General features: G+C 70.2%; 20 protein-coding genes. 10 read left to right on the top strand and 10 right to left on the bottom strand.

From position 1 onward, the window contains the following. The first annotated feature begins 183 nt into the window (after positions 1 to 183). Positions 184 to 798, top strand: a complete 615-nt coding sequence (locus AB0B61_RS43330; protein WP_358445349.1) for a Gfo/Idh/MocA family oxidoreductase — start codon at positions 184 to 186, stop codon at positions 796 to 798. A 573-nt stretch (positions 799 to 1,371) separates the two neighbouring features. Here AB0B61_RS43330 and AB0B61_RS43325 read toward each other — a convergent pair. Continuing rightward, the gene (locus AB0B61_RS43325) at positions 1,372 to 1,677 is read right to left on the bottom strand and encodes a hypothetical protein (RefSeq protein ID WP_358445346.1); all 306 of its coding nucleotides are present in this window, start codon (positions 1,675 to 1,677) and stop codon (positions 1,372 to 1,374) included. A gap of 161 nt (positions 1,678 to 1,838) precedes the next feature. Beyond that, on the bottom strand, positions 1,839 to 2,864 hold the full coding sequence (locus AB0B61_RS43320; protein ID WP_358445343.1) for a LacI family DNA-binding transcriptional regulator: 1,026 nt from the start codon (positions 2,862 to 2,864) through the stop codon (positions 1,839 to 1,841). A 160-nt stretch (positions 2,865 to 3,024) separates the two neighbouring features. Here AB0B61_RS43320 and AB0B61_RS43315 point away from each other — a divergent pair, with 160 nt between their 5' ends. The 6 genes from AB0B61_RS43315 to AB0B61_RS43290 all read left to right on the top strand — a co-directional run bounded on the left by AB0B61_RS43315 (position 3,025) and on the right by AB0B61_RS43290 (position 8,962). Further along, positions 3,025 to 3,840: an ABC transporter permease gene (locus AB0B61_RS43315; RefSeq protein ID WP_358445340.1), complete on the top strand. Its 816-nt coding sequence runs from the start codon at positions 3,025 to 3,027 to the stop codon at positions 3,838 to 3,840. 42 nt (positions 3,841 to 3,882) lie between these two features. Then, complete coding sequence (locus tag AB0B61_RS43310) at positions 3,883 to 4,905, top strand: ABC transporter substrate-binding protein (RefSeq protein ID WP_358445337.1); 1,023 nt, start codon at positions 3,883 to 3,885, stop codon at positions 4,903 to 4,905. Positions 4,906 to 4,907: 2 nt separating this feature from the next. Then, positions 4,908 to 5,690, top strand: a complete 783-nt coding sequence (locus tag AB0B61_RS43305) for an ABC transporter ATP-binding protein (protein ID WP_358445334.1) — start codon at positions 4,908 to 4,910, stop codon at positions 5,688 to 5,690. A 39-nt stretch (positions 5,691 to 5,729) separates the two neighbouring features. Continuing rightward, positions 5,730 to 6,458 carry a hypothetical protein gene (locus tag AB0B61_RS43300; RefSeq protein ID WP_358445332.1) on the top strand — a complete coding sequence of 243 codons (729 nt, stop codon included), beginning with the start codon at positions 5,730 to 5,732 and terminating at the stop codon, positions 6,456 to 6,458. 114 nt (positions 6,459 to 6,572) lie between these two features. After that, a complete protein-coding gene (locus tag AB0B61_RS43295; RefSeq protein WP_358445329.1) occupies positions 6,573 to 8,027 on the top strand; it encodes a PQQ-dependent sugar dehydrogenase in 1,455 nt (484 codons plus the stop codon). Then, positions 8,024 to 8,962, top strand: a complete 939-nt coding sequence (locus tag AB0B61_RS43290; protein WP_358445326.1) for a hypothetical protein — start codon at positions 8,024 to 8,026, stop codon at positions 8,960 to 8,962. Before AB0B61_RS43295 ends, AB0B61_RS43290 begins: the two co-directional genes overlap by 4 nt. Before the next feature lie 44 nt (positions 8,963 to 9,006). Here AB0B61_RS43290 and AB0B61_RS43285 read toward each other — a convergent pair whose 3' ends face one another. The 8 genes from AB0B61_RS43285 to AB0B61_RS43250 all read right to left on the bottom strand — a co-directional run bounded on the left by AB0B61_RS43285 (position 9,007) and on the right by AB0B61_RS43250 (position 17,915). Beyond that, positions 9,007 to 9,462 (bottom strand): hypothetical protein, encoded by a 456-nt coding sequence (locus AB0B61_RS43285; protein WP_358445323.1) that lies wholly within the window; start codon positions 9,460 to 9,462, stop codon positions 9,007 to 9,009. 133 nt (positions 9,463 to 9,595) lie between these two features. Beyond that, entirely contained in the window at positions 9,596 to 10,648 is a 1,053-nt protein-coding gene (locus AB0B61_RS43280; RefSeq protein WP_358445321.1) for a leucine-rich repeat domain-containing protein, read from the bottom strand. 36 nt (positions 10,649 to 10,684) lie between these two features. Further along, entirely contained in the window at positions 10,685 to 13,075 is a 2,391-nt protein-coding gene (gene cutA, locus AB0B61_RS43275) for an aerobic carbon-monoxide dehydrogenase large subunit (RefSeq protein ID WP_358445318.1), read from the bottom strand. A 2-nt stretch (positions 13,076 to 13,077) separates the two neighbouring features. Further along, positions 13,078 to 13,560, bottom strand: a complete 483-nt coding sequence (locus tag AB0B61_RS43270) for a (2Fe-2S)-binding protein (protein ID WP_358445315.1) — start codon at positions 13,558 to 13,560, stop codon at positions 13,078 to 13,080. Between the two features lie 11 nt (positions 13,561 to 13,571). Then, positions 13,572 to 14,495, bottom strand: a complete 924-nt coding sequence (locus AB0B61_RS43265; RefSeq protein WP_358445312.1) for an FAD binding domain-containing protein — start codon at positions 14,493 to 14,495, stop codon at positions 13,572 to 13,574. After that, a complete protein-coding gene (locus tag AB0B61_RS43260) occupies positions 14,492 to 15,856 on the bottom strand; it encodes a solute carrier family 23 protein (RefSeq protein ID WP_358445310.1) in 1,365 nt (454 codons plus the stop codon). Before AB0B61_RS43260 ends, AB0B61_RS43265 begins: the two co-directional genes overlap by 4 nt. A 203-nt stretch (positions 15,857 to 16,059) precedes the next feature. After that, a complete protein-coding gene (locus AB0B61_RS43255) occupies positions 16,060 to 16,263 on the bottom strand; it encodes an RNA-binding S4 domain-containing protein (protein ID WP_357941136.1) in 204 nt (67 codons plus the stop codon). Between the two features lie 11 nt (positions 16,264 to 16,274). Then, positions 16,275 to 17,915, bottom strand: coding sequence for a PucR family transcriptional regulator ligand-binding domain-containing protein (locus tag AB0B61_RS43250; protein ID WP_358445307.1), 1,641 nt, complete (start codon positions 17,913 to 17,915; stop codon positions 16,275 to 16,277). Between the two features lie 131 nt (positions 17,916 to 18,046). Between AB0B61_RS43250 and AB0B61_RS43245 the strand changes: the two genes are divergently transcribed. Genes AB0B61_RS43245 through AB0B61_RS43235 form a run of 3 tightly spaced genes read left to right on the top strand, consistent with a single transcriptional unit; the run spans position 18,047 to position 21,701 of the window. Further along, positions 18,047 to 18,976, top strand: a complete 930-nt coding sequence (locus AB0B61_RS43245) for a DUF2877 domain-containing protein (RefSeq protein WP_358445304.1) — start codon at positions 18,047 to 18,049, stop codon at positions 18,974 to 18,976. Next, positions 18,973 to 20,322 carry an FdrA family protein gene (locus AB0B61_RS43240; RefSeq protein ID WP_358445301.1) on the top strand — a complete coding sequence of 450 codons (1,350 nt, stop codon included), beginning with the start codon at positions 18,973 to 18,975 and terminating at the stop codon, positions 20,320 to 20,322. The genes AB0B61_RS43245 and AB0B61_RS43240 overlap by 4 nt, the downstream gene beginning before the upstream one ends. Further along, entirely contained in the window at positions 20,319 to 21,701 is a 1,383-nt protein-coding gene (locus AB0B61_RS43235) for a DUF1116 domain-containing protein (RefSeq protein WP_358445298.1), read from the top strand. Before AB0B61_RS43240 ends, AB0B61_RS43235 begins: the two co-directional genes overlap by 4 nt. Positions 21,702 to 21,875: the final 174 nt, after the last annotated feature.

The raw sequence follows: 21,875 nt of genomic DNA, 5'->3' as shown, positions 1-21,875 counted from the left end.
CCCACCTGAGCCAGCCCCGCCTACAGCCCAAGCCCGACCCCACACCCCGGGCTTCGCTGCCGCGCGCCCCCGACTCACCCGATTTTCGGGTCAGAGGCGGAAGAACTCATCGAGGCGGCCGACGCCGCCGACCGCACGCTCACGGTCTTCCAGAACCGGCGCTGGGACGGAGACTTCCTCACCGTGCGCGACGTACTCGCGTCGGGCGAACTCGGCGACGTCTACGGGTTCGAATCAGCCTTCGAGTGGTGGCAGCCCGAGGTCACCACCGGCCGCAAGGACCAAACGATCTTGGCGGACGGCGGAGGCATCCTCTATGACCTCGCACCCCACCTCATCGACCAGGCACTCATCCTTTTCGGCCCGGTCCGCGAGGTGCGCGCCGAGGTGGACACGCGCCGCCCGCACGCGGTGAACGACGACGACGTGCTCATCAGCCTGGAGCACGAGAACGGCGTCCGGAGCCGGCTCTGGATGAGCAGCCTCGCGGCCCAAGAACGCCCACGGTTCGCCCTGCGCGGTACGCTCGGCGCCTACGTGACGTTCGGCCTCGATCCGCAGGAGTCCCAGCTCCAGGCGGGCAAGCGCCCCGACGACACCGACTTCGGCGCCAGGCCTCGCGAGAGCTGGGGACGGATCGGTGCCGGTACCGATCTACGCGAGGTACCCACGCGGGACGGCTTGTACGAGTCGTACTACCCCGAGCTCGCCGCGGCGCTGCGCACGGGGTCTCGGCCACCGGTCGATCCGCGGGACAGTATCGCGGTCATGCGGATCATCGAGGCGGCTCTCAGCTGATCAGAGCAGCTTGTACAGCAGGTGCGGAGGCTGCCCGGACTGGTAGCAGAGCACACCGGCGATGTTCACTCGGCTGGTACTCCAGTGACACTTCGAGATCACGAACATGATCTGCGAGGTAGCCTGGCCCGTCTAATCAACTGGGCAGGTTTCGAGAGGGCGTGCGTTCATGGCGCGAGGATTGACGATACTGCTGGGGTTGCTCGGCTTTGGGCTGGCTGGACTGATGCTGGGAATCTTCGTAAGTCGGGGCTATGGCATGATCCGCCCAACAACCCCCGTCCCTCGTCTGCTGGGCGGGTACGTCTTCGGTGTGGCTCTCATCGCAGGAGCCCTCCTTGTCCGGATCAGGCCTGGCGTGGTGAAGTCGATCGTCCTTCTGATTGGTATCGGAACATTCGCTCTGCTCCTGGCTTTGGGCGGATTCATAGTGTCCGTGGCCTTGCATTTTGAGTGACTCCAACCTCGGGGCGCACACTACGGCCATGGGCACCAGCATTGAAGATCGCGATGTGTCGCTGGAGCACCAGGCCGTCACGACCCATGACTCTACGCATTCAGCCGATGTAGCCGTCAATCAAGAAGGCCCGACAATTCGGCCATAAGGGCGGATGGCACCTCACTTCTGAGAAAGCGGTTGTCCATGCCGCACCACTTGCTCCAGACGGTTACGCCGGCGGGAGGCCCTTGGGCATATCGGAAGACAAGACGGATGGCCGGCGTCGCTCCAGCAGGGCAAGCACCGTCATCTCTTTGCGCCGGCTGAGAGCCAATCTTGGCCGATATATCTTTCGCAACGTCTTCGCCGTATGCCTTCTTTTGTGGCGCCGTGTCGCTGAGCTTGCAAACGGTAAACCCGATCGAACCCTTGGGAACCATGCGCCTTTCCTGCCCGATCCTTCCGCGCCCTGGTTCACACTGGTCTGCCGGACTGAGGGATGGCCAGCGCCTCGTGGTGTAGGCCGTGCTCACTGCGTCTCCGACATAGGAAGGCCCTTTGAGGGCGGGTGGGCTGGAAGAACGCCCGACGCGGAGGTCCTTTACGGCGGCCCGATGGTGCTGGCGCGCAAGATGACCGTTCCCGGCACCCGTTCGATTCGCCGTCGTCCCCGGCTCCCGTCCCGCAGGGCCAGAGCGATCACCCGCTCCCCCATCTCCTCCAGCGGCAGCGACACCGTCGTCAGCGGTGGGGTCAGGTCCCGTACCACCGGGATGTCGTCGAAGCCCGCCAGCGACACGTCCTCCGGCACCCGCAGCCCGCGTTCCCGCAAGGCGGCCAGCGCTCCCACCGCCATCACGTCGGTGGCGGCGAACAGGCAGGTGGCGTCGAGCCCCCGGTCCAGGAGGGCGGACGCGCCGGCGTAGCCGCCCTCGCGGTTGAACGGGCCCTCCTCGATCTGGTCGACCGTCACCCCGGCCGCCGCCAGGGCGTCGCGGAAGCCGGCGACCCGGTCCACGACAGTGCTGAGGCCGGGCGGGCCCGACAGGATGGCGAAGCGGCGGTGGCCGAGGGCGAGCAGGGCGCGGGCCAGGGCGGCGGCGCCCTCGCGGTTCTCCGGGAGTACGGTGTCGACGCGCAGGCTGCGGTGCCGGCTGACCACGGCGACCCGGCCGCCGGCGTTCAGGTAGGGGCGCAGTTCGACGTCCATGGCCCGTTCCCAGCCGCGGTCCTCGAAGCCGGAGCCGATCAGCAGGATCGCGCGGGCCCGCTGGGCGCGCAGCATGGAGACGTAGGCCACCTCGCGCGTGCTGTCGCGGAACGTGCTGGCCAGCATCACCAGCAGGTCGCGCTGCGCGGCGGCGCGCATGACGCCCCTGGCGATGCCGGAGAAGTAGGGGTCGCTGACGTCGTGGCAGATGACGCCGACGGTCTCGTTGGAGGCCCGGACGAGGGCCTGGGCGTGGGCGTTCGGCGTGTACGCGAGCTCGGAGGCGGCGGCCTCGACCCGGTCGCGCAGGTCTTCGCGGACCTTGGCGGTGCCGTTGAGAACACGTGAGGCGGTGGCTAAGGAGACTCCGGCGGCCATGGCCACATCCCGCAGAGTCACGTGAACGCGATCGGCCACTCGCCCTCCTGTAACAGGAAGTTAACGACCATTGACCCCTGGACCATGCCGGGTTAGCGTACCGCAGGAAAGCGCTTTCAGATAGCGCTTTCTCGCATTTGGCCTGATGGCACGCGATGGAGGGATACCTTCGATCGTGGTACAGACCGTTGATGGAATCGTGCGGCGCGAGAGTCCGAGCTCACGCGACCGCATCGTGGAACTGGCGGACCGCTTCTGGCGGCCCTTCGCCCTGCTCGCCGCCTGCTACGCGATCTGGTGGGCGATCACCGAGTTCGAGATCGTCCCCAGGTTCCTCGTACCCTCGCCTGGAGTCACGCTCCAGGTGATGGTCGACAAAGCCGGCTACCTCACCCACAACACCTTGGTGACCGCCTACGAGACGGTGCTCGGCTTCGCGATCGCCGTCATCGTCGGCATCGCCGCGGCCGTGCTGATGGTGGCCTCGGCGGAGGTCGAGAAGACCCTCTACCCGCTGCTGCTGTTCGCGCAGGTCGTCCCGAAGATCGCGATCGCTCCGCTGTTCGTGGTCTGGCTCGGGTTCGGGCTGACGCCCAGGATCGTGGTCGCCGTGCTGATCGCGTTCTTCCCCGTCGTCATCTCCATGGTCACCGGCCTGAAGTCGGTGGATCCGGAGATGCTCCAGCTGGCTTCGACCATGGGCGCGAGCCCGGCGAAGACCTTCGCCAAGATCAGATTTCCCGCCTCCCTGCCGTTCCTGTTCTCCGGGTTGAAGGTCGCCGTGACGCTCGCCGTCACCGGGGCGGTCGTGGGCGAGTTCGTCGGCGGCAACGACGGGCTCGGCTCGGTCATCCTGCAGGCCAACGGCAACATCGACACGCCCATGCTCTTCGCGGGACTCCTCGTCATGTCCCTGCTCGGCGTCGTGCTCTTCGTCGCCGTCGAGTTCGCCGAGCGGCTGCTGCTGCCCTGGCACGCCAGCCGCCGCGGCGACGCCGTCACCGTCACGTACTGAGGAAGCCACCCCACTGAGGACGCCACCCCCACCGAGGACGCCATGAAGACACGCACGCTGATCGCCGCCATAGCCCCGGCTCTGCTCCTGTTCGCCACCGCGTGCGGCTCCGGCGGCGGCGAGAAGACCACCAGCTCGTCGGGCAAGCAGCTCGACAAGGCCACGCTCACCCTCAACTGGTATCCGTACGGCGAGCACGCGCCCTTCTACTACGGCAAGACGAAGGGCATCTTCGAAAAACACGGCATCGACCTGACCATCCAGGCCGGCCAGGGCTCGCAGAAGACCGTCCAGGCCACCGGCGCCGGCCAGACGGACTTCGGCTGGGCCGACACCCCCGCGCTGCTCGGCGGAGTGAGCTCGGGCGTGCCGGTGAAGAGCCTGGGCGTCTTCCTGCAGACGACCCCGGCCTCGGTGCAGTTCTTCCAGGAGAAGAACATCACCAAGCCGGCGGACCTCAAGGGCAAGACGATCGCCTCGACGGCCGGTGACGCGCTCACCAAGACCTTCCCGGTGTTCCTCAAGGCCAACGGGATGAGCGACGCCGACGTCAAGCTGCAGAACACCGACCCGGCCGGCAAGATCGCGGCGGTCATGTCGGGGCAGACGGACGCGCTGCTCGGCTACGCCTCCGACCAGGGCCCGACCATGCAGAACAAGGCCGGCAAGCCGGTCGCCTACCTGCGCTTCTCCGAGTTCGGCCTGAACTACTACAGCAACGGCCTGCTCACCTCCTCCTCCTTCCTGCAGAGCAAGGCCGACCTGGTCAAGCGGATGGTCGCGGCCACCAGCGAGGCGTGGGCGGCGGCGGAGAAGGACCAGCAGGCCGCGGTGGACGCCATGAAGGGCGCCTCGGAGCAGCTGCCGCCGGCCCAGGTGCTGCTCGACCAGTTCAAGACCACGACCACGCTGCTGCACACCGACGCCACCCAGGGACAGGCGCCTGGCGTCAACACCGAGGCCGACTGGCAGAAGACGATCGACACCTTCGCCAAGGCCGGGCTGGTCTCCAATCCGCAGGCGCCCAGCGCCTACTGGGACGCCAGCGTGGCGCCGAAGGGATGACCGTGACGCAACAGGCCCCCGCCGTCGAGATCGACAAGGTGGCGGTGCGGTTCCGATCGAAGAAGCGCGACGTGGTCGCGCTGGAGAACGTGTCGATGGACGTGCGCCCCGGCGAGTTCGTGTCCATCGTGGGCCCGTCGGGATGCGGCAAGTCGACGCTGCTCAAGCTGGTGTCCGGGCTGCTCAAGCCGTCGGCGGGCGCGGTGCGGCTGCTCGGCGGCACGGTCGGCGGCCCGCGGCACGACGTCGGGTACGTCTTCCAGCGCGCCGCCCTGCTGGAGTGGCGTTCGGCGCGCAAGAACATCCTGCTGCAGGCGGAAATGCGCGGCATGCCGCAGAAGGAGGCCGCCGCCCGGGCCGACGAGCTGATCGAGATGACCGGGCTGACGGGCTTCGAGGACGCGTTGCCGCATGAGCTGTCCGGCGGGATGCAGCAGCGGGTGGCGCTGTGCCGCGCGCTGCTGCACCGGCCGCCGGTGCTGCTCATGGACGAGCCGTTCGGCGCGCTGGACGCCCTGACCCGGGAGCAGATGAACATCGAGCTGCACCGCATCTGGCACGAGACCGAGACCACGGTCCTGCTCGTCACGCACTCCATCGCCGAGGCGGTCTACCTGGGCAACCGGGTGATCGTCATGACACCGCGGCCCGGCACGATCGCCGAGGTCATCGACGTGGCGCTGCCACGGGTACGTGACTACGCGGCGACCATGTCCCAGCCCGCCTTCGCCGCCGCGACGAGCCACATCCGCGACCTGCTGGGGGCCGCCACGCACAACGATTGACCGCTCGGATCCACCCCCTCCCCCACTGAGAGGATTCCGATGCCCACATTCGTCCGCTTGTGCGCGCTCGCACTGGTGCTGGTCCTGGCCCAGTTCATCGCGCCCACCGCCCACGCCGCCGCCGACCAGGCGGCAAAAGCTCCCGACTGTACGCTGGGCCGCACGGTCGTCCGCAAGACCAACGCCGCCACCAGCTGGGCCCCGGTGACCCCCGCCAAGTGGCAGTTCCCCGGCGACCAGGTGATCCTCGCCGAAGCCGGGGAAGCGCGCCCCGGCCCGCGCCGCCCCTTCGAGTACGCCGTGCTGACCAAGGGCCCCGTCTTCGGCTCGGTGCAGATCGACGCCGAGGTACGGCTCGACACCCCGACGAGCATCAGCAACCGCGACGTGATCATCGTGTTCGGCTACCGCTCCGACCTGCAGTTCAACTACGCCCACCTGTCGCAGGACAACACCATCTATCCCCACAACGGGATCTTCGTGGTGAACAACGCCGACCGCCTGCGCGTCGACGACCAGTGGAACGGCCAGGTCGGCGCGCCCCCCGCGGTCACCGACGAGGCCTGGCACAAGGTCCGCGTCCGCTACTGCGCGGACACCGGCCGCATCGAGGTCTTCATGGACGGCTCCGCGACACCGCTGATCACGGCCACGGACCGGACGTTCACCTCGGGCCGCGTCGGCTTCGGCTCGTTCGACAACATCGGGCGAGTACGCAACCTGACCGTCACCGGCACACCGGCCTGCGCCGACCGCGCCCAGCCCTGAACGCCCGCGTCGCGCACCCACAACCCCTGACGTCACCCTTCTTGACTCCTCCCACTTCTCCCTTTACCGTCCCCGGTAAGCGCTTTCCAACAACCCCCCAGGTGGTGCACAGGAATGCCGAAATCCCCCCTCCGGTACCTCTTAGCCGCACTGCTGGCGACCGCGCTCTGGGCGCCGCCGGCAGCCGCGATGGACTCGACCCCGATCGACGATCCCATTCCGGAAAATCCCACCGCGTCCGGTCTCACGCTGACGCTGACCGAATACGCGACCTTCCCCAAGACCGAGCCGGTCCCCACGCCCACCGACCAGCGGCTGATGCGCTGGGCCAGGATCAACAACATCGGCGAGATCCCGGACGGGTCGCGCCGCCAGTTCGTCAACGACCTCAACGGCAAGCTGTACCTGCTGAAGAACGGCCAGCCGCAGGAGTACCTCGACGTCGGTGCCACGTTCGCGCCGGACTTCCTCTCCGGCCGCGGCCTGGGATCCGGGTTCGGGTACGTCGCCTTCCATCCGGACTTCGCCCGTAACGGCAAGTTCTACACCGTACACACCGAGTGGGGCGCGGCTCTCACCACCAAGACGCCGGACCTGACGCCTCAGCCCGACACCAAGTTCCACGGCGTGATCACCGAGTGGACGGCCACGAACCCGAAGGCCGACACCTTCAGCGGCACCCGCCGAGAGGTGCTCAGGCTCGGCTTCAACGGCCAGGTCCACGGCATCCAGCAGATCGACTTCAACCCGTACGCGCGGCGCCGGGACGCCGACTACGGCCTGCTCTACGTCGCCTCGGGCGACGGCGGCCGGGGCGTGTCGAGCGACGACCCGCAGAACCTGGCCATCCCGCAGGGCAAGGTGCTGCGCATCGACCCCCTGGGCACGAACGCCGCCAACGGCAAGTACGGCATCCCGGCCGGGAACCCGTTCGTCACCAAGGCCGGCGCGATCGGCGAGATCTACGCCTACGGCATGCGCGACCCGCACCGCTTCAGCTGGGACCCGCAGGGCAACCGGCTGTTCCTCGGCCACATCGGCGAGCACGCCATCGAGGCCATCTACGAGGTCAAGGCCGGTGACAACCTGGGCTGGAGCGAGCGCGAGGGCTCCTTCGTGTTCAACAAGGCCGACCGCTGCCACCTGTACACGCTGCCCGACAATGACGCGTCGTTCGGCTACACCTACCCGGTCGCGGCCTACGACCACGACCCGCCGCCCGGTCACTCCTGCACGTCCGACAGCGGTCACGCGGTGGCCGGTGGGTTCGTCTATCGCGGTCAGCGGCTGCCCCTGCTGTACGGCAAGTACCTGTTCGGCGACATCGTCGACGGCCGCGTCTTCTTCACGATCGCCAGTCAGATGCGGCAGGGCGGCCCGCGGGCCACGATCTACCAGCCCAAGCTCGTGAACGCGAGCGGCGCCACGGTCACCATGAAGGATCTGGCCGGGGACGCCCGGGTGGACCTGCGCCTGAGCCGCGACGGCGCGGGCGAGCTCTACCTGCTGTCCAAGGCCAACGGCAAGATCTGGAAGGTCACCGGCGCCTGCATGACGGCGACGCCATGAGGCACCGCTATCTGGCCCCGGTGGTGGCTCTCGTCCTGACGGCGACGCTCGCCACCCCGGCCGCCGCCCACGACCGGCCCGGCGTACTGCCCACGCTGCGCCACAACCTCATCGCCGCCTACGACTTCGAACACCCGGTCCCCGCAAACCCCGCGCAGGAGCGCGACCAGGGCCGATCGGGTACGGACATCACGCTGATCAACGGCGGTGCCGCCATGCGCAACGACGACGGCGCGCATCGGGGCAGCCGCCACTCGATCCAGCTCCAGCAGGTGAACCCCGCCACGATGGGCAACGACGACTGGAAGGCCGGGATCTACTCCGAGACCGGAGTGCCCACCCTCCACGCCTTCAACGCCGTCAAGGGCGCCACCGTCATGGGCTGGTTCAAGATGACCGGCGAGAACCCCAGCCTCAACTCCAACACCGCGGACCCGGCCGACCGCTATGGAGCGATCGGGCTGGCCGGGGTGCTCACCGGCACCTCCCAGGGCCACGATGTCAGAGCGCTGCTCGAGCTCATCACGGTCAACGGGGAGCTGCGGGTGGTCGCGCTGGGCAGGCGCGTCGACGGCAGCAGTTCCCAGACCTTCGCCGCCAGCGAGCCGTGGCAGAGCGTGCTTCCTCAGGACGAATGGGTCTTCCTGGCAGCCACGTTCGACTACGACAACGCCGCGATGAAGCTCTACAAGAACGGCCGCCCGCTCGACGGCTTCTACACGCTCACGGGCGATCCGTGGGGCGTGGAGGGGGCGCCGGAGCCCGATCTCACCTCGGCCAGCGACCCCAGAGGCATCAAGATCGGAGGCAGCTATCCGCAGAACACCAGAGAGAACAACCCCTGTAACTGCCGGATGGACGATCTGATGTTCCTCGACAGGGTCGCGGCCCCGCTGGAGATCTGGGCCCAGTACAAGCTGGCGACCCGAGGCTGACCGACTGGGGCTGGGAGGACTCCCACCGCCTTCCCAGCCCTCCGTCAGCCGTTAGTCTGCATCTGTTTGGTCCTGTGGTCCTTGAGATGGAGCTCACCGTGGAGACGCTCCTTCAAAGCGTCAAGCACCTTGCGGCTGGACAGCACGGTCCATCGGTTGCCGACCAGGTGCGGGTTGTATTCGGGCGCGGTGTCCATCCAGGCGTCCTTGCCGGCCTGGGTGGCGAACGTGTTCACGAAGAACTCGCCGTCCTGGGTCTTGCAGAAGCCTGTACGAAGCTCCTTGGCGTTGACCTGGATCTTCGGCTTGCACCCGACCTTCTCGGCCAGTTGCTCGACGGTGTAGACGTTGTTGTCGACCGTGGCGGGCTTCTGCACGATGGGCTCGCCCCCGGCCATCGCGGCGCTCTGGCCGGCTCCTACGGAACCGCTGGCGTTCGTACAACCGGCCACGAGCCCGACCAGCAGCGCAGTAGCGGCCAGACGTGGAAATGTCGTCATGTGCCGAGATACGCAACCCCCGTAGGTGGGGTTCACTCCGGCCGAGATTAAACCGAGATTCACCCGAGACCTCAGCCCGCGAGCCGCGATCTCAGCCCGAGAGCCGCCGCGATCTCAGCGGCCCGAGGCCGCCTCAGCGCAGGACGACGCAGCCGCGCTCCACCAGGCGGCGCAGCGCGTCGGGCTCGCCGTCGAGCTTGTTCCAGCGCAGGTCGAGCTTCTCCAGCGCGGGCAGCTCACCGAGGCTCTCGGGCAGCGTCCTGAGCCGGTTGTTCCGCAGATCCAGGTGCGTGAGCCGGGCCAGCCCCGCGACGGCACCGGACAGCGAGCGCAGCTGGTTGTTCCGCAGGTCGAGCACGCGCAGCTCGCCGAGCCCGCCGATCGAGTCAGGCAGCGCGGCCAGCCGGTTGCCCTGCAGATGCAGCTCCCGTAGCCGCCCCAGCCCGCCGATGGAGCCGGGCAGCGTCTCCAGCCGGTTGTTGTAGAGCCGCAGCTCGACCAGCGACGCCATGCGGCCGAGCGCCTCGGGCAGGGCGGTCAGCCGGTTGTCGGTCACGTTGAGGTAGGCGAGCCGGTCGAGCCGGCCGATCGCGGCGGGCACCTCGGTGAACCGGTTGTCGCTCAGGTAGAGGTAGTCGGTCAGGCCCAGGTCGCCGATCTCCGGCGGGATCGTCGCGAGGTCGTTGTGCCCGAGGTCGAGCATGCGCAGCCCGGTCAGCCCGCCGATCGCCGCGGGCACCTCGGTGAGCGCGTTCTCGGCCAGGTTGAGCGATTCGAGCCGGGTCAGCTTCCACAGCGCGTCGGGCACGCCGGTCAGCCGGTTGCCGCCCGCCGCCAGGTGCCGCAGCCCGCCGCCGAGCCGTTCGGGCAGCCTCTCAATGGCGTTGCCGTACACGTACAGCGTCTCCAGGTACGGCGGGCAGCCGGGCACCTCGGTCAGCAGGTTGCCGTCGAGGTGCAGCGCCCGCAGCGCGGTGAGGCCCGTCAGGTCGGGCAGCGAGCGCAGGCGGTTGCCGTCGAGCCGGAGCTCCGCCAGCGATGTCAGGCCGCCCAGCCACGCGGGGAGCTCGGTGAGCTCGTTCCAGGCCAGGTCGATCAGCCGGACCTCGCCGAGCTCGGCGGGGTCCGAGCCGGGGAACGTGGTCAGGCCCGTGCCGGGTGCGCGCAGTTCGTCATGGATCGTCACGGCGCCGATCATCGCACGCCGCCGCTGAAAGCCCGCCTAGGTGCCCTGCTGGGCGCCCGGCTCGGCGTCCTGCCCGGCGAGGTTCCTGAGGTCGAACAGCTCCGACGGCGAGATCGGCATGCGGTCGATCTCGATGCCCTCCGCGTCCTCGATCGCCCCCGCGATCACCGCCGAGACCGGGATCACCCCGGCCTCCCCCGCCCCCTTGATGCCGAGCGGGTTGAGCGGCGACGGCGTCTCCAGGTGGGCGGTCTCGATGTGCGGGATCTCCGTGACGTACGGCATGAGGAAGTCCATGAACGAGGCGTTGAGCAGCTGCCCGTGCCCGTCGTACACCATCCGCTCGTACAGGGCGCCCCCGATGCCCTGAGCCACGCCCCCGTGGATCTGCCCCTCCACGATCATCGGGTTGATCAGCCGGCCACAGTCGTGCACGACCGCGTACCGCAGGACCTTGATCTCGGCGGTCAGCGGGTCGGTCTCGACGATGGCGGCGTGCATCCCGGCCGCGAAGGTGGACCTGATCGGCGAGTAGTAGTCACGGCCCTCCAGCCCCGGCTCGTCGCCCTCGGCAACCGGCGGCTTGTCGGGCGAGGAGATGCCGGAGAACTGGGTCGCCTTGGCCGCCTCCTCGTCGAAGGCGTACCGCAGCGGGTTGGCCAGGACCGCGACCGTGGACAGCGGGATCGAGGCCGTCGGGGTGCCCACGACGTGCACCAGGCCGTCGGCGATCTCCAGGTCGGCCGGGTCGGCCTCCAGCGCGTCGGCGGCGATGCGCAGCGCCTTCTCCCGCACCTTGCGGCAGGCCAGCGCGATGGCGTTGCCGCTCATCACCGCCGCGCGGGAGGCGAACGTGCCGACCGCGTACCCGAACCTGCGCGTGTCGCCGGTGACGACCGAGATCCGCTCGATGGGCACGCCCAGCTCGGTGGCGGCGATCTGGGCGAACACCGTCTCGTGGCCCTGCCCCTGCGAGGTGAGCCCGGTGGAGACGTGGACGCGGCCGTCGGAGGTGATCTGGACGTGGCCGCCCTCGTAGGGGCCGACGCCGGTGCCCTCGACGTAGCAGCCGATGCCGATGCCCCGGTGCCGGCCGGGCTCGAAGTCGTCCCAGCCGATGAGCTCCTTGAGCATGCGGAGCATCTCGGGGTAGTCGCCGCTGTCGTAGATCAGCGGGCGTCCGTCCTGGAAGATCAGGCCCTGGTCGTAGGGGAACTCGTCGGGCCGGATGAAGTTCGCCGCGCGCACCTCGGTGCGGTCCTTGCCCAGGTAGCGGGCGATCTTGTCCATCGTCCGCTCCATGCAGAACACGGCCTGCGGCCGTCCCGCGCCCCGGTACGGGGTGACCTGCACGGTGTTGGTGTAGACGGCGGAGAACTCGACCCGGTAGGCCCCGATCCGGTACGGCCCGAGCAACTGCGTCGAGGTGATGATCGGGACGATGATCCCGTACGGCGTGTAGGCGCCGTGATCATGCAGGATCGTCACGTCCAGCCCGTTGACCACCCCGTCGTCGTCGAAGCCGACCCTGACGTGCTGCACCTGGCCCCGCTCGTGGGCGGAGGAGATGAAGTGCTCGCGCCGGTCCTCGGTCCACTTGACCTCCTGGCCGAGCCGCATCGCCGCCCACGGCACCAGGATCTCCTCCGGCCACGGGTGCACGATCTTCACCCCGAACCCGCCGCCCACGTCGGGCGCGATCACCTCGACGTGCGGCAGGGGCAGGCCCAGGGCCGCGGCGACGGCCATGCGGACACTCGTCGAGGTCTGGGTGCTGGTGTAGACGCGCAGGTCGGAGCCGTCCCAGCGGGCGTACACGCCGCGGCCCTCCAGCGGCATGCTGGCGCTGCGCTCGATGTCGAGCCGGAAGCTCAGCGTGTGCGGCGACGCCTCGATGGCCTCGCGGGCGCTCCGGCCCGCCTGGTTCGGCACCTCCTGCACCAGGTGGGCGCCCACATTGCCCGGTACGTCCTCGTGGACGAGCTGCGCGCCCTGGACCGCCTCCTCGATGCCCACGACCGGCTTGAGCGGCTCGTAGTCGACCTCGATCAGCGCGCAGGCGTCCTCGGCGAGGTAGCGGTCCCTGGCCACGACCATCACCACGGGCTCGCCCACGTGCCGGACGACGTCCCTGGCCAGGGGGTAGGCGGTGCGGCCGTGGGTGAGCGCGGGATGCGGGATCAGCAGGGGCAGGGGACGGCCCACGCGCTCGGGCAGGTCCTCCCAGGTGTAGATGGCGACCAGGCCGTCCACGTCGAGCGCGGCGCTCACGTCGACGTCGCGGACGCGGGCGTGGGCGTGCGGCGAGCGCACGAACGCCGCGGCCAGCGCGCCGGAGCCCAGGTCGTCGAGGTAGCGGCCCCCGCCGGTGAGCAGCCTGGGGTCCTCCCGGCGCTGGACCGGCTCCCCGAACAGCCTGGTGGTCATCCCTAGGTCTCCTCGGCGATCAGCTCCGCCGCCCGGTGGACGGCCTTCACGATGTTCTGGTAGCCGGTGCAGCGGCACAGGTTGCCGGAGATGCCGTCGACCACCTCTTCGTCGGTGGGCGCTGGGTTGTCGCGCAGCAGCGCGGTCACCGTACACAGGAAGCCCGGCGTGCAGAAGCCGCACTGCAGCCCGTGGCACTCCGCGAACGCCCGCTGCACCGCCGACATCCCCTCCGCCCCGGCCAGCCCCTCCACCGTGGTGATCTCACTGCCGTCGACGGTCACCGCGAACGTCAGGCACGAGCGCACCGGCTCGCCGTCCAGCAGCACCGTGCAGCAGCCGCACACGCCGTGCTCGCACCCCACGTGCGTGCCGGTCAGCCCGAGGTCGTGGCGCAGGCAGTCGGACAGCAGCCGCCGCCCCGGCACCCGCACCCGCCGCGCGGCTCCGTTCACCACCAGCGTGATCTCGCGCTCGCGCTCCAATCCGGCCTCCCTCACGTACCTGCTGAGCTGCTACCCCACGGACCCGCCGCCTCACGGGCCGGGTCCTTGAGCGCCGCCTCACGGGCCGCGTCCTTCAGCGCCTGCTCGGCGAGGACGCCGACCAGATGCAGGCGGTACGCGGCGCTCGCGTGGATGTCGTCGTCCGGCTCGGTCTCTTCCCGTACGGCCCGCGCCACGCCCGCCCAGTCGACGCTGGAGGCGGGACGACGCTCGCACAGCCCGCCCACGTCCACGACCACCGGCACGGGGCCGACGCTGACGCAGGCCACCCGTGCGGCGGTGATGCGCAGGTCGTCGTCCAGCGTGACCACCGCGCACACTCCGGCCAGGGCGTAGTCGCCGTGCCGCCTGGCCACCTCGCGGAACGCCGTACCCGACTGTTCCGGCGGCGCCGGGAAATATGCGGAAACGGCGAGTTCGCCTGGCTGGACGGCCGACTCCATCGGCCCGACGAAGAAGTCGGCGGCCGTCACCTCCCGGCTCACCACGCCCTGGGCGGCGTCCAGCCGGGACAGCCGTACCGACCCGCCGAGCAGCGCCAGCACGGCGGGCAGCTCGGCGGCCGGGTCGGCGTGCACCAGGCTGCCCACCACCGTGCCCCTGTTGCGGATCACCGGGTGGGCGACCAGCCGGAGCGCCTGCCGCAGCAGCGGATGCCCGGCCAGCCGCTCCACCTGGGCGTGCCGGGCCAGCGCGCCCACGGTGACGCCTTCGGGGGTGAGGTCGAGGGTGGCCAGCGACTCGACGCGGTTGATGTCGACCAGATGCTCGGGCGCCGCCAGCCGCATGTTGAGCATGGGGATCAGGCTCTGGCCGCCCGCGAGCACCTTGCCGCGCGGGCCCACCTCGGCGAGGACGTCCAGGGCCTCGCCGAGGTCGCGCGGCGCGTGGTGTTCGAAGGGCGGCGGCTTCACCCGGCTTCTCTCCCTGCGGCGGCTGTGTCAGCGGGCCGACCGGCGATGACGCGCAGCAGGTGGTAGCCGCCCACCACGACGATCGTGCCGAACGCGATGCCCTCCAGCCGGAAGTCGCCGCTGATCAGTTGCTTCACCGGTCCGATCGCCAGGATGATGCCCGCGCCGATGGGGACCATGTTGACCGGGTCGGCGAAGTCCACCCGGTTCTCGATCCAGATCTTGGCGCCGAGCAGGCCGATCATGCCGTACAGGATGACGGTCACGCCGCCCAGCACGCCTTCCGGAGTGGCGGAGACCAGCGCGCCGAACTTCGGGCTGAGCCCGAACAGGATGGCGATGAGGGCGGCGATGTAGTAAGCGGCGGTGGAGTAGACCTTGGTGGCGGCCATGACGCCGATGTTCTCGGCGTAGGTGGTGGTGGGCGAGCCGCCGACGGCGCTGGTCACCACGGTGGCCAGGCCGTCGGCGGCGATGGCGCGGCCGATGTACGGATCGACGTCGGTACGCGTCATCTCTCCCACGGCCTTGACGTGACCGATGTTCTCCGCGATCAGCGCGATCACCGCGGGCAGCACGAGCAGCACGGCCGAGACCTTGAAGTCTGGCAGATGAAACGGCGGCAGTCCGAACCATGGCGCCGCCTCCAGCTTGGAGAAGTCGACGCGCAGATGCGGGGCGATCTTGAGCGCGCCGTCGGTGTAGGCCGGGACCTGGCCGAAGAGCTGGTCGGCCACCCAGGACAGCGCGTAGCCGACGATCAGGCCGAGCAGGATGCCGATGCGCCCGATGAACCCCTTGAACGCCACCACGATCACGAACGTCACCAGCATCGTGATCAACGCCATCCACTGGTCCTTGGGCCAGTAGACGTCCGCCACCACGTAGGCCAGCCCGAACCCGATCAGCATGACCACCGCGCCGGTGACGATCGGCGGGAAGATCCGGTGGATGATCTGCACACCGAGGAAGTGCACCGCGAGCCCGGCCAGCGCGAGCACGAACCCGACGACCAGGATCGCGCCGGTCACGATGGCATCGGCGCCGGGGGTGTCACCGCCGAACACCGCCCTGATGGCCAGCACACCGCCCACGAACGACGCGCTGGTGCCCAGGTAGCTGGGGATCTTGCCCTTCACGATCAGCAGGAACATGATCGTGGCCACGCCGGACATCATGATCGCGACATTGGGGCTCAGCCCCATCACCAGCGGGAACACGAACGTCGCGCCGAACATCGCGATCACATGCTGCGCGCCGAACCCGATCATGCGCGGCCAGGTCAGCCGCTCGTCGGGTTTGACGACCTCTCCGGGAGCCAGATGCTTGCCGTCGCCGTGTTTGGTCCAACCGAAAACCATGTGAGCCCCTCTTCACCCGGGCTGCCGCTTCCAGTGCCGCCCCGCAGGCTCCTTCCGCATCCCGCTCGAGATTCGTGCTGCCGTTGCGGGCACATTAGGCCCGTGGGCGTGCTCGTACACGGGCATGATCTGCCAAATTCGCTTTCCTGACCAGAGGAGTGGTCGCGCACTACCTTCGAGGGGGTTCGGTGAGCGGTCAGCTCTCAGTGCACCCGGATCGAGAACCCCTCCCCGGTCACCACCTGCCCCGTCCGGATCTTGCACGTCTTCCGGAGCTCCACCTCCCCGTCCACCGACACCATCCCCTCGGCGATCAGGTGTTTGGCCATGCCGCCCGTCTCCGTGACCCCGCAGTACTTCAGCAGGTCACACAGCGGGATGAAGTCGGAGCGCAGTTCGAAGTCCACGACCACTCAGCCTAGATGCCCCGCATGCGCAGCACGTGCAGGGCCAGGGTCAGGTTGAGGCGCAGGTGGGGGTCGTCGGTGAAGTTGCCGAGCAGGCGCTCCAGCTTGCCGATGCGGTAGCGCAGCGTGTTGTAGTGGAAGTGCAGCCGCCTGGCCGTCTCCGCCACGTTGAGGTTGGTCTCCAGGAGCACCTGCAGGGTTCTGCGCAGGTCGGAGTTCTCGGCGTCGTCGTCCAGGGCCAGCGGGCCCAGCGTCTCGCGGACGAACGCGTGCAGTTCCTCCGTGTCGTTCACCAGCGACAGCAGCCGGTACACGCCCAGCTGGTCGAAGTGGGCCACCGCGCCGGGGCCGTGGAGCTGGCGGCCGACGCGGGCCGCCTTCAAAGCCTGCGAGTACGCCTCGGGCAGCAGGTCGGCGCCGGGCGACGGGCGGGAGGTGCCGGTCGAGAACGTGGCGGGCGGCACGTCGGCGAAGGAGGAGGCGGCGTCCTTGGCCACCCTGGCGGCGTCCACCGTGGCGTCCAGGACGGCGACCACCTCGTGCGAGAAGCCCGCGACCGCGCCCTGGGGGTCGTGGCGGCGCATCGCCGCGACCCAGCACGCGACCAGGCGGTCCTGGGTGGCGCGTTCGTCGCCGTCCGGGTCGAGTTCGGCGACCAGCACGGTGACGGGCCGTTCCAGATCCCAGCCGAACGCCCTGGCCCGCGCCGTGACGCGCTCGGCCGTGCCCGCCCGGCCGGTGAGCACGTCGCGCAGGAAGTCGGCCCGGTACTTGCTCTCGACGGCGTTGACCGCCTCCTGCCTGGTGACGACGAGCGCGGCGACGGTCGCGGCGCGCTCCAATATGCCGACGTCGCTGTCACGGAGCGTCCCGGCCGGGCTGTAGGCGACGATGCGGCCGTGGTGGTGACCGCCCGCGAGGACGGGAACGGAGGCGAACGCGCGCGTGCGGCCCGCCGTACCGGAAGCGGGCCCGCCGGACGGAGTACGGCCCGAGGCGGGGACGAGCGGCGGTCCCTCGTGCGCGATCGACTCCCACAGGAGGGTCACGTGGTCGGGCGGCCCGGCCGTGGCGAGCACCCGCCCGCCGCCGTCGACCGCCGCCACCGCCACGTCGAGCAGCGCGGCCACCTCGGCGGTCACCTCGTCCAGGCCGCCGCCGGCCAGCACCACCTGGACCAGCGCCCGGTGCGCCTCCTCGGCGCGGGCGAGCACGGCGGCCTGGCGGTTGAGGATGTCGGTCAGCACCTGGTTCAGGATGTCGTCGAAGCCGACGTCGTTCGGCAGCAGGATGAGCGGGAACCCGAGCCGGTCGGCCTGCTCGACCATCTCGTCGGGCAGTTTGTCCACGTACCTGCCGAGCTTGATCGCCAGGGCCGCCAGCTTGCGCTCGTCGAGGTCGGCCACCAGGCGGCCGAGCGACTGGGGGGTGTTGCGCAGCGGGTAGCCGGTGGTCAGCAGCAGCTCGTGCGGCTTGACCCAGGCCAGGATGTCCGGCACCTCCATGACGTTGAGGCGCTGCACGATGCGGCCCAGCCCGCTCTCCCCCGCGATGAGGCGGGCGTCCGCGAGGGTCGATACGCCGAGCACCTCCCCCACCGAGACGCCGTGGGTGATCGTTCCCGTGCTGGCGAGACGGACTGGGGGCTCCATGTGGAGATTGTGACCCCAGAAGCGGTCTGTCAGGAAGAGCCAACCTTCACGCTGACTCTTGGCAAATTTCTCCGTACGGACGGTTGTGCGGCACGTTCTACGGTCAGGTCCAGAGCCGGTAGGGAGGTTCGGTGACCGTCGGTATTCATGCGAGGCGCCCGCGTACCCATGTGACGGGAGCGGCCAGCGCGGCGGTACGCCCTGTGCTGGAGGCGCCGCGCAGCCCCGCGCGGGTGCTGGCCGTCTTCCCCGCCGGGGTGTACCTGGAGGTCAGGACCGAGCTGGAGCCGTCCGTGCTGGCCGTCATCACGGGCGCGGCGACGCGGCTGCCCAACTCCGTGCTGCTGGCCGCCGAGCTGCCGCGCGTCACCGTGGGTGACGAGGCCGCCGTGGGCGACGGCTCCATCGAGCTGGGTCGGCTGAGCGTGCGGGCGCGCCGCTGGTGGGATCCCGCGCCGCCGCTCGGCCGGGTCGATCCCGTACGGCTCAGGCAGGCCGCCCCTCGCCTGACCCCCGGTGAGCCGGGGCTGGCGGGCAACGACGCCATCGAGCTCCTGGCGGCCGGCTGCGCGAGCGGCCGGTTGCTGGGCGCGGTGACGGCGGCCGAGCGGCTGGTCGGCCTCGGTCCGGGGCTGACGCCGAGCGGGGACGACGTGCTGGCCGGGCTGCTGGTGACGCTCAGGCACCTCGGCGCGGCGGCCGGGGCGGAGCGGGCGGTGTGGCTGGCGGACTGGCTGGCCGCGACCGTGACGTACGACGCCCGCACCCGTACGACGCCGATCTCGGCGACACTCCTGCACTGCGCGGCCAGAGGCGAGGCCAGCCCCGAGGTGATCGCCGTGCTGCGCGGCATCGCCGGGCGGCAGGAGCTCGAACCGGCCCAGCGGCAGTTGCGGCGGCTCGGCCACACCTCCGGGTCCGACCTGCTCCAGGGCATCTCCATCGGCCTCGACACCGTCCTGGCCATGACGCAGGCCCCGAGCCCGCCCCAAAGCCTGCCCCATGTCCCGGCCATGACGGACGCCCCGGATCCGGCCCGCGCCTTGAGCGTGACCGGATGACCCGCGACGCGGTGCTGCTGCGCAAGGGCGTCTACCACGACTCCGTCACCCTCATGCGGGTGAGCCGCTCGCTGTCGGACCTGCCCGGCATGCGGGTGGCCATCGTCGCCATGGCCACGGAACTCAACCTCGCCCTGGCCCGCGACCTGGGCTTCGACCTGCCCCCCGCCGACCCGGGCGACCTGCTCGTCGCCCTGCGCGGCGACAGCGTGGACACCGCCACCGGCGAGCTCGACCATGCCCTGGCCCGGTTGTCCGCCTCCCGGACCCAGACGGCCGCCGACCAACCCCCGCTCACCACCCTCTCAGCCGCCAGAAGCCCGGCCGACCTGGTGCTCGTGTCGGTTCCGGGGGAGCACGCGTTCTGCGAGGCGCTCGACGCGGTCCACGCGGGACTGCCTGTGATGATCTTCAGCGACGGCGTGCCGGTCGACCAGGAGCGGCGGCTCAAGCTGCTGGCCGAGGAGCGTGACGTGCTGGTCATGGGCCCCGACTGCGGCACCGCCGTGATCGCCGGGGTGGGGCTGGGCTTCGCCAACGTGCTCAGGCCGGGCCCGATCGGCCTGGTCGCGGCCTCCGGCACCGGCGCCCAGCAGGTGACGTGCCTGCTCGACCAGGCGGGCGCCGGGGTCAGCCATGTGCTCGGCGTGGGCGGCAGGGATCTGTCGGCGGAGGTGGGCGGGCTGTCGGCGATGCGGGCGCTGCGCATGCTGGACGACGACCCGGCCACCGAGCTGATCGTGCTGGTCTCCAAGCGGCCTGACCCGGCGGTGGCGCGGGCCGTACAGGAGGTGGTGGAGACGCTGGGCACGCCGGTCGTCTCGGCGCTGCTCGGGGAGCGCGATCTGACGGCGGCCGCGGAGGAGGCGCTGCGCGCTCTCGGCCGGCCCGTCCCCGCCTGGGAGTCGTGGCCCGGCTGGTCGCCCACGTCGGCGTACACGAAGCTCAAGGGCGTCTACTCGGGCGGCACGCTGTGCGCCGAGGCGAGCCTGATCGCCGGGGCGGGCGAGTTCACCGACTACGGCGACGACGCCTACACCAGGGGCCGCGCCCATCCGATGATCGACCCGACACTCCGCCTTGAGGCCCTCGCCCAGGTGGAGCCGGGCGACGTGATCCTCATGGACGTCGTGCTCGGGCACGGCGCCGACCCCGACCCGGCCGCCTCCCTCGCCTCGGCCGTCGCCCACGCCACCCACCACGGCGCCACCGTCGTCGTCGCGCTCATCGGCACCGAGGGCGACCCCCAGGGCCTGCACCGGCAGGCCGCGGCCTTCCGCGAGGCGGGCGCCGCCGTCTTCACCTCCAACGCCCAAGCCGCCCGGCACGCCAGGAACCTCCTTTGACTCTGCTCTCCGGTCCGCCCCATGTGATCACCGTCGGCGCCGGCCTCCTCCAGGAGTCGCTCGACGCGCAGGCCGTGCCGACGACCGCCGTCGCCTGGCGGCCGCCCCTGCCCGGCACCGCGGACGCGCTCGCGCGGGTGCTCGCCGACCCGCGCCTGCCCGCGGCCAACGAACGGGCCGTCGGCCGCCTGACCTCGGCCCGCCCCCAGCTCGTCGGGGTGCGGCGGGCCTCGGAGGTGCTCGACCTGCCGGAGCGGATGTTCCTGCACGCGGGGCCGCCCATCGAGTGGGAGCGCGCGTCGGGCCCGATGCGCGGGGCGCTGATCGGCGCGATGCTGCTCGAGGAGTACGCCCGCGACGTGCCGGCGGCCGAGGAGCAGCTGGCCGCCGGCCGGGTACGCCTGGAGCCCTGCCATCGGCACGCCACGGTCGGCCCGATGGCGGGCGTGGTGAGCCCGTCGATGTGGATGCTGGAGGTACGCGACGCCGAGCACGGCGGCACCGCGTACTGCTCGCTCAACGAGGGCCTGGGCAAGGTGCTGCGTTACGGCGCGTACGGGCCCGAGGTGCTCGAGCGGCTGCAGTGGATGGACCGGGTGCTCGGGCCCGTCCTGTCGGCCGCGATCGAGCTGGGCGGCCCGATCGACCTGCGCGCGATGATCGCGCAGGCGCTGCAGATGGGCGACGAGCTGCACAACCGCAACCGCGCGGCCACCTCGCTGTTCCTGCGCGAGCTGGCCCCCTGGGTGGTCGAGGCCGCGGCCGGCAGCGCCGCCGAGGTGCTGCGCTTCGTCAACGGCAACGACCACTTCTTCCTGAACGCCGCCATGGCCGCGGGCAAGGTGAGCACCGACGCGGCCAGGAACGTACCCGGCTCCTCGATGGTCGTCGCCATGGCCCGCAACGGCACCGATTTCGGAGTGCAGGTCTCGGGGCTCGGCGATCGGTGGTTCACCGGTCCTGCGGGCGTGCCGGACGGGCTCTACCTCGGCGCGTACGGCCCGGCGGACGCCAACCCGGACATCGGCGACTCCACGATCACCGAGACCTCGGGCCTGGGCGGGTTCGCGATGGCGGCCTCCCCGGCCATCGTGCGGTTCGTCGGCGGCGAGGTGGCGGACGCGGTGGCGGCGACCCGGTCCATGTACGAGATCACGCTGGCCGAGCATCCCGCCTACCAGATCCCGGGGCTCGGCTTCCGCGGCACGCCGGTCGGCATCGACGTGACCCTGGTGGCCAGGACGGGCGTGTTGCCCGTCGTCAACACCGGTATCGCGGGCCGTGTGGCGGGCACCGGCCAGGTCGGCGCGGGCCTGGTGAAGCCGCCTGTAGCGGCATTTACCGCCGCATTGCTCGCCCTGGCCGACAACCGTAAGTGATCCATTTGATACGCGATATTGCGGCACGTCAAGGCATTTGTAAGAACCGAGTTGTGGTTCCCTTGGGAATGACCTGCCTATATCGTGGCCAACGCTCATAATCTTGACGTATGGCGGCGCGACGCTTGTGACCGATGAGGCTGGAGATTGGGGCGGGAACATGGCAGCCGACCG

This window comes from Nonomuraea sp. NPDC049158 (assembly GCF_040648335.1).
Taxonomy (GTDB): Bacteria; Actinomycetota; Actinomycetes; order Streptosporangiales; family Streptosporangiaceae; genus Nonomuraea.
The sequence above is the reverse complement of the archived record's forward strand: the minus strand, read 5'-3'. Positions and strand labels throughout refer to the sequence as shown.

What these genes read in the sequence shown, in the direction of transcription:
- AB0B61_RS43250 (WP_358445307.1), bottom strand. Translation starts at nt 17,915, where the DNA reads ATGGAGCCCCCAGTCCGTCTCGCCAGCACGGGAACGATCACCCACGGC.
- AB0B61_RS43325 (WP_358445346.1), bottom strand. Translation starts at nt 1,677, where the DNA reads ATGGTTCCCAAGGGTTCGATCGGGTTTACCGTTTGCAAGCTCAGCGAC.
- AB0B61_RS43310 (WP_358445337.1), top strand. Translation starts at nt 3,883, where the DNA reads ATGAAGACACGCACGCTGATCGCCGCCATAGCCCCGGCTCTGCTCCTG.
- AB0B61_RS43290 (WP_358445326.1), top strand. Translation starts at nt 8,024, where the DNA reads ATGAGGCACCGCTATCTGGCCCCGGTGGTGGCTCTCGTCCTGACGGCG.
- cutA (WP_358445318.1), bottom strand. Translation starts at nt 13,075, where the DNA reads ATGACCACCAGGCTGTTCGGGGAGCCGGTCCAGCGCCGGGAGGACCCC.
- AB0B61_RS43285 (WP_358445323.1), bottom strand. Translation starts at nt 9,462, where the DNA reads ATGACGACATTTCCACGTCTGGCCGCTACTGCGCTGCTGGTCGGGCTC.
- AB0B61_RS43300 (WP_358445332.1), top strand. Translation starts at nt 5,730, where the DNA reads ATGCCCACATTCGTCCGCTTGTGCGCGCTCGCACTGGTGCTGGTCCTG.
- AB0B61_RS43240 (WP_358445301.1), top strand. Translation starts at nt 18,973, where the DNA reads ATGACCCGCGACGCGGTGCTGCTGCGCAAGGGCGTCTACCACGACTCC.
- AB0B61_RS43295 (WP_358445329.1), top strand. Translation starts at nt 6,573, where the DNA reads ATGCCGAAATCCCCCCTCCGGTACCTCTTAGCCGCACTGCTGGCGACC.
- AB0B61_RS43260 (WP_358445310.1), bottom strand. Translation starts at nt 15,856, where the DNA reads ATGGTTTTCGGTTGGACCAAACACGGCGACGGCAAGCATCTGGCTCCC.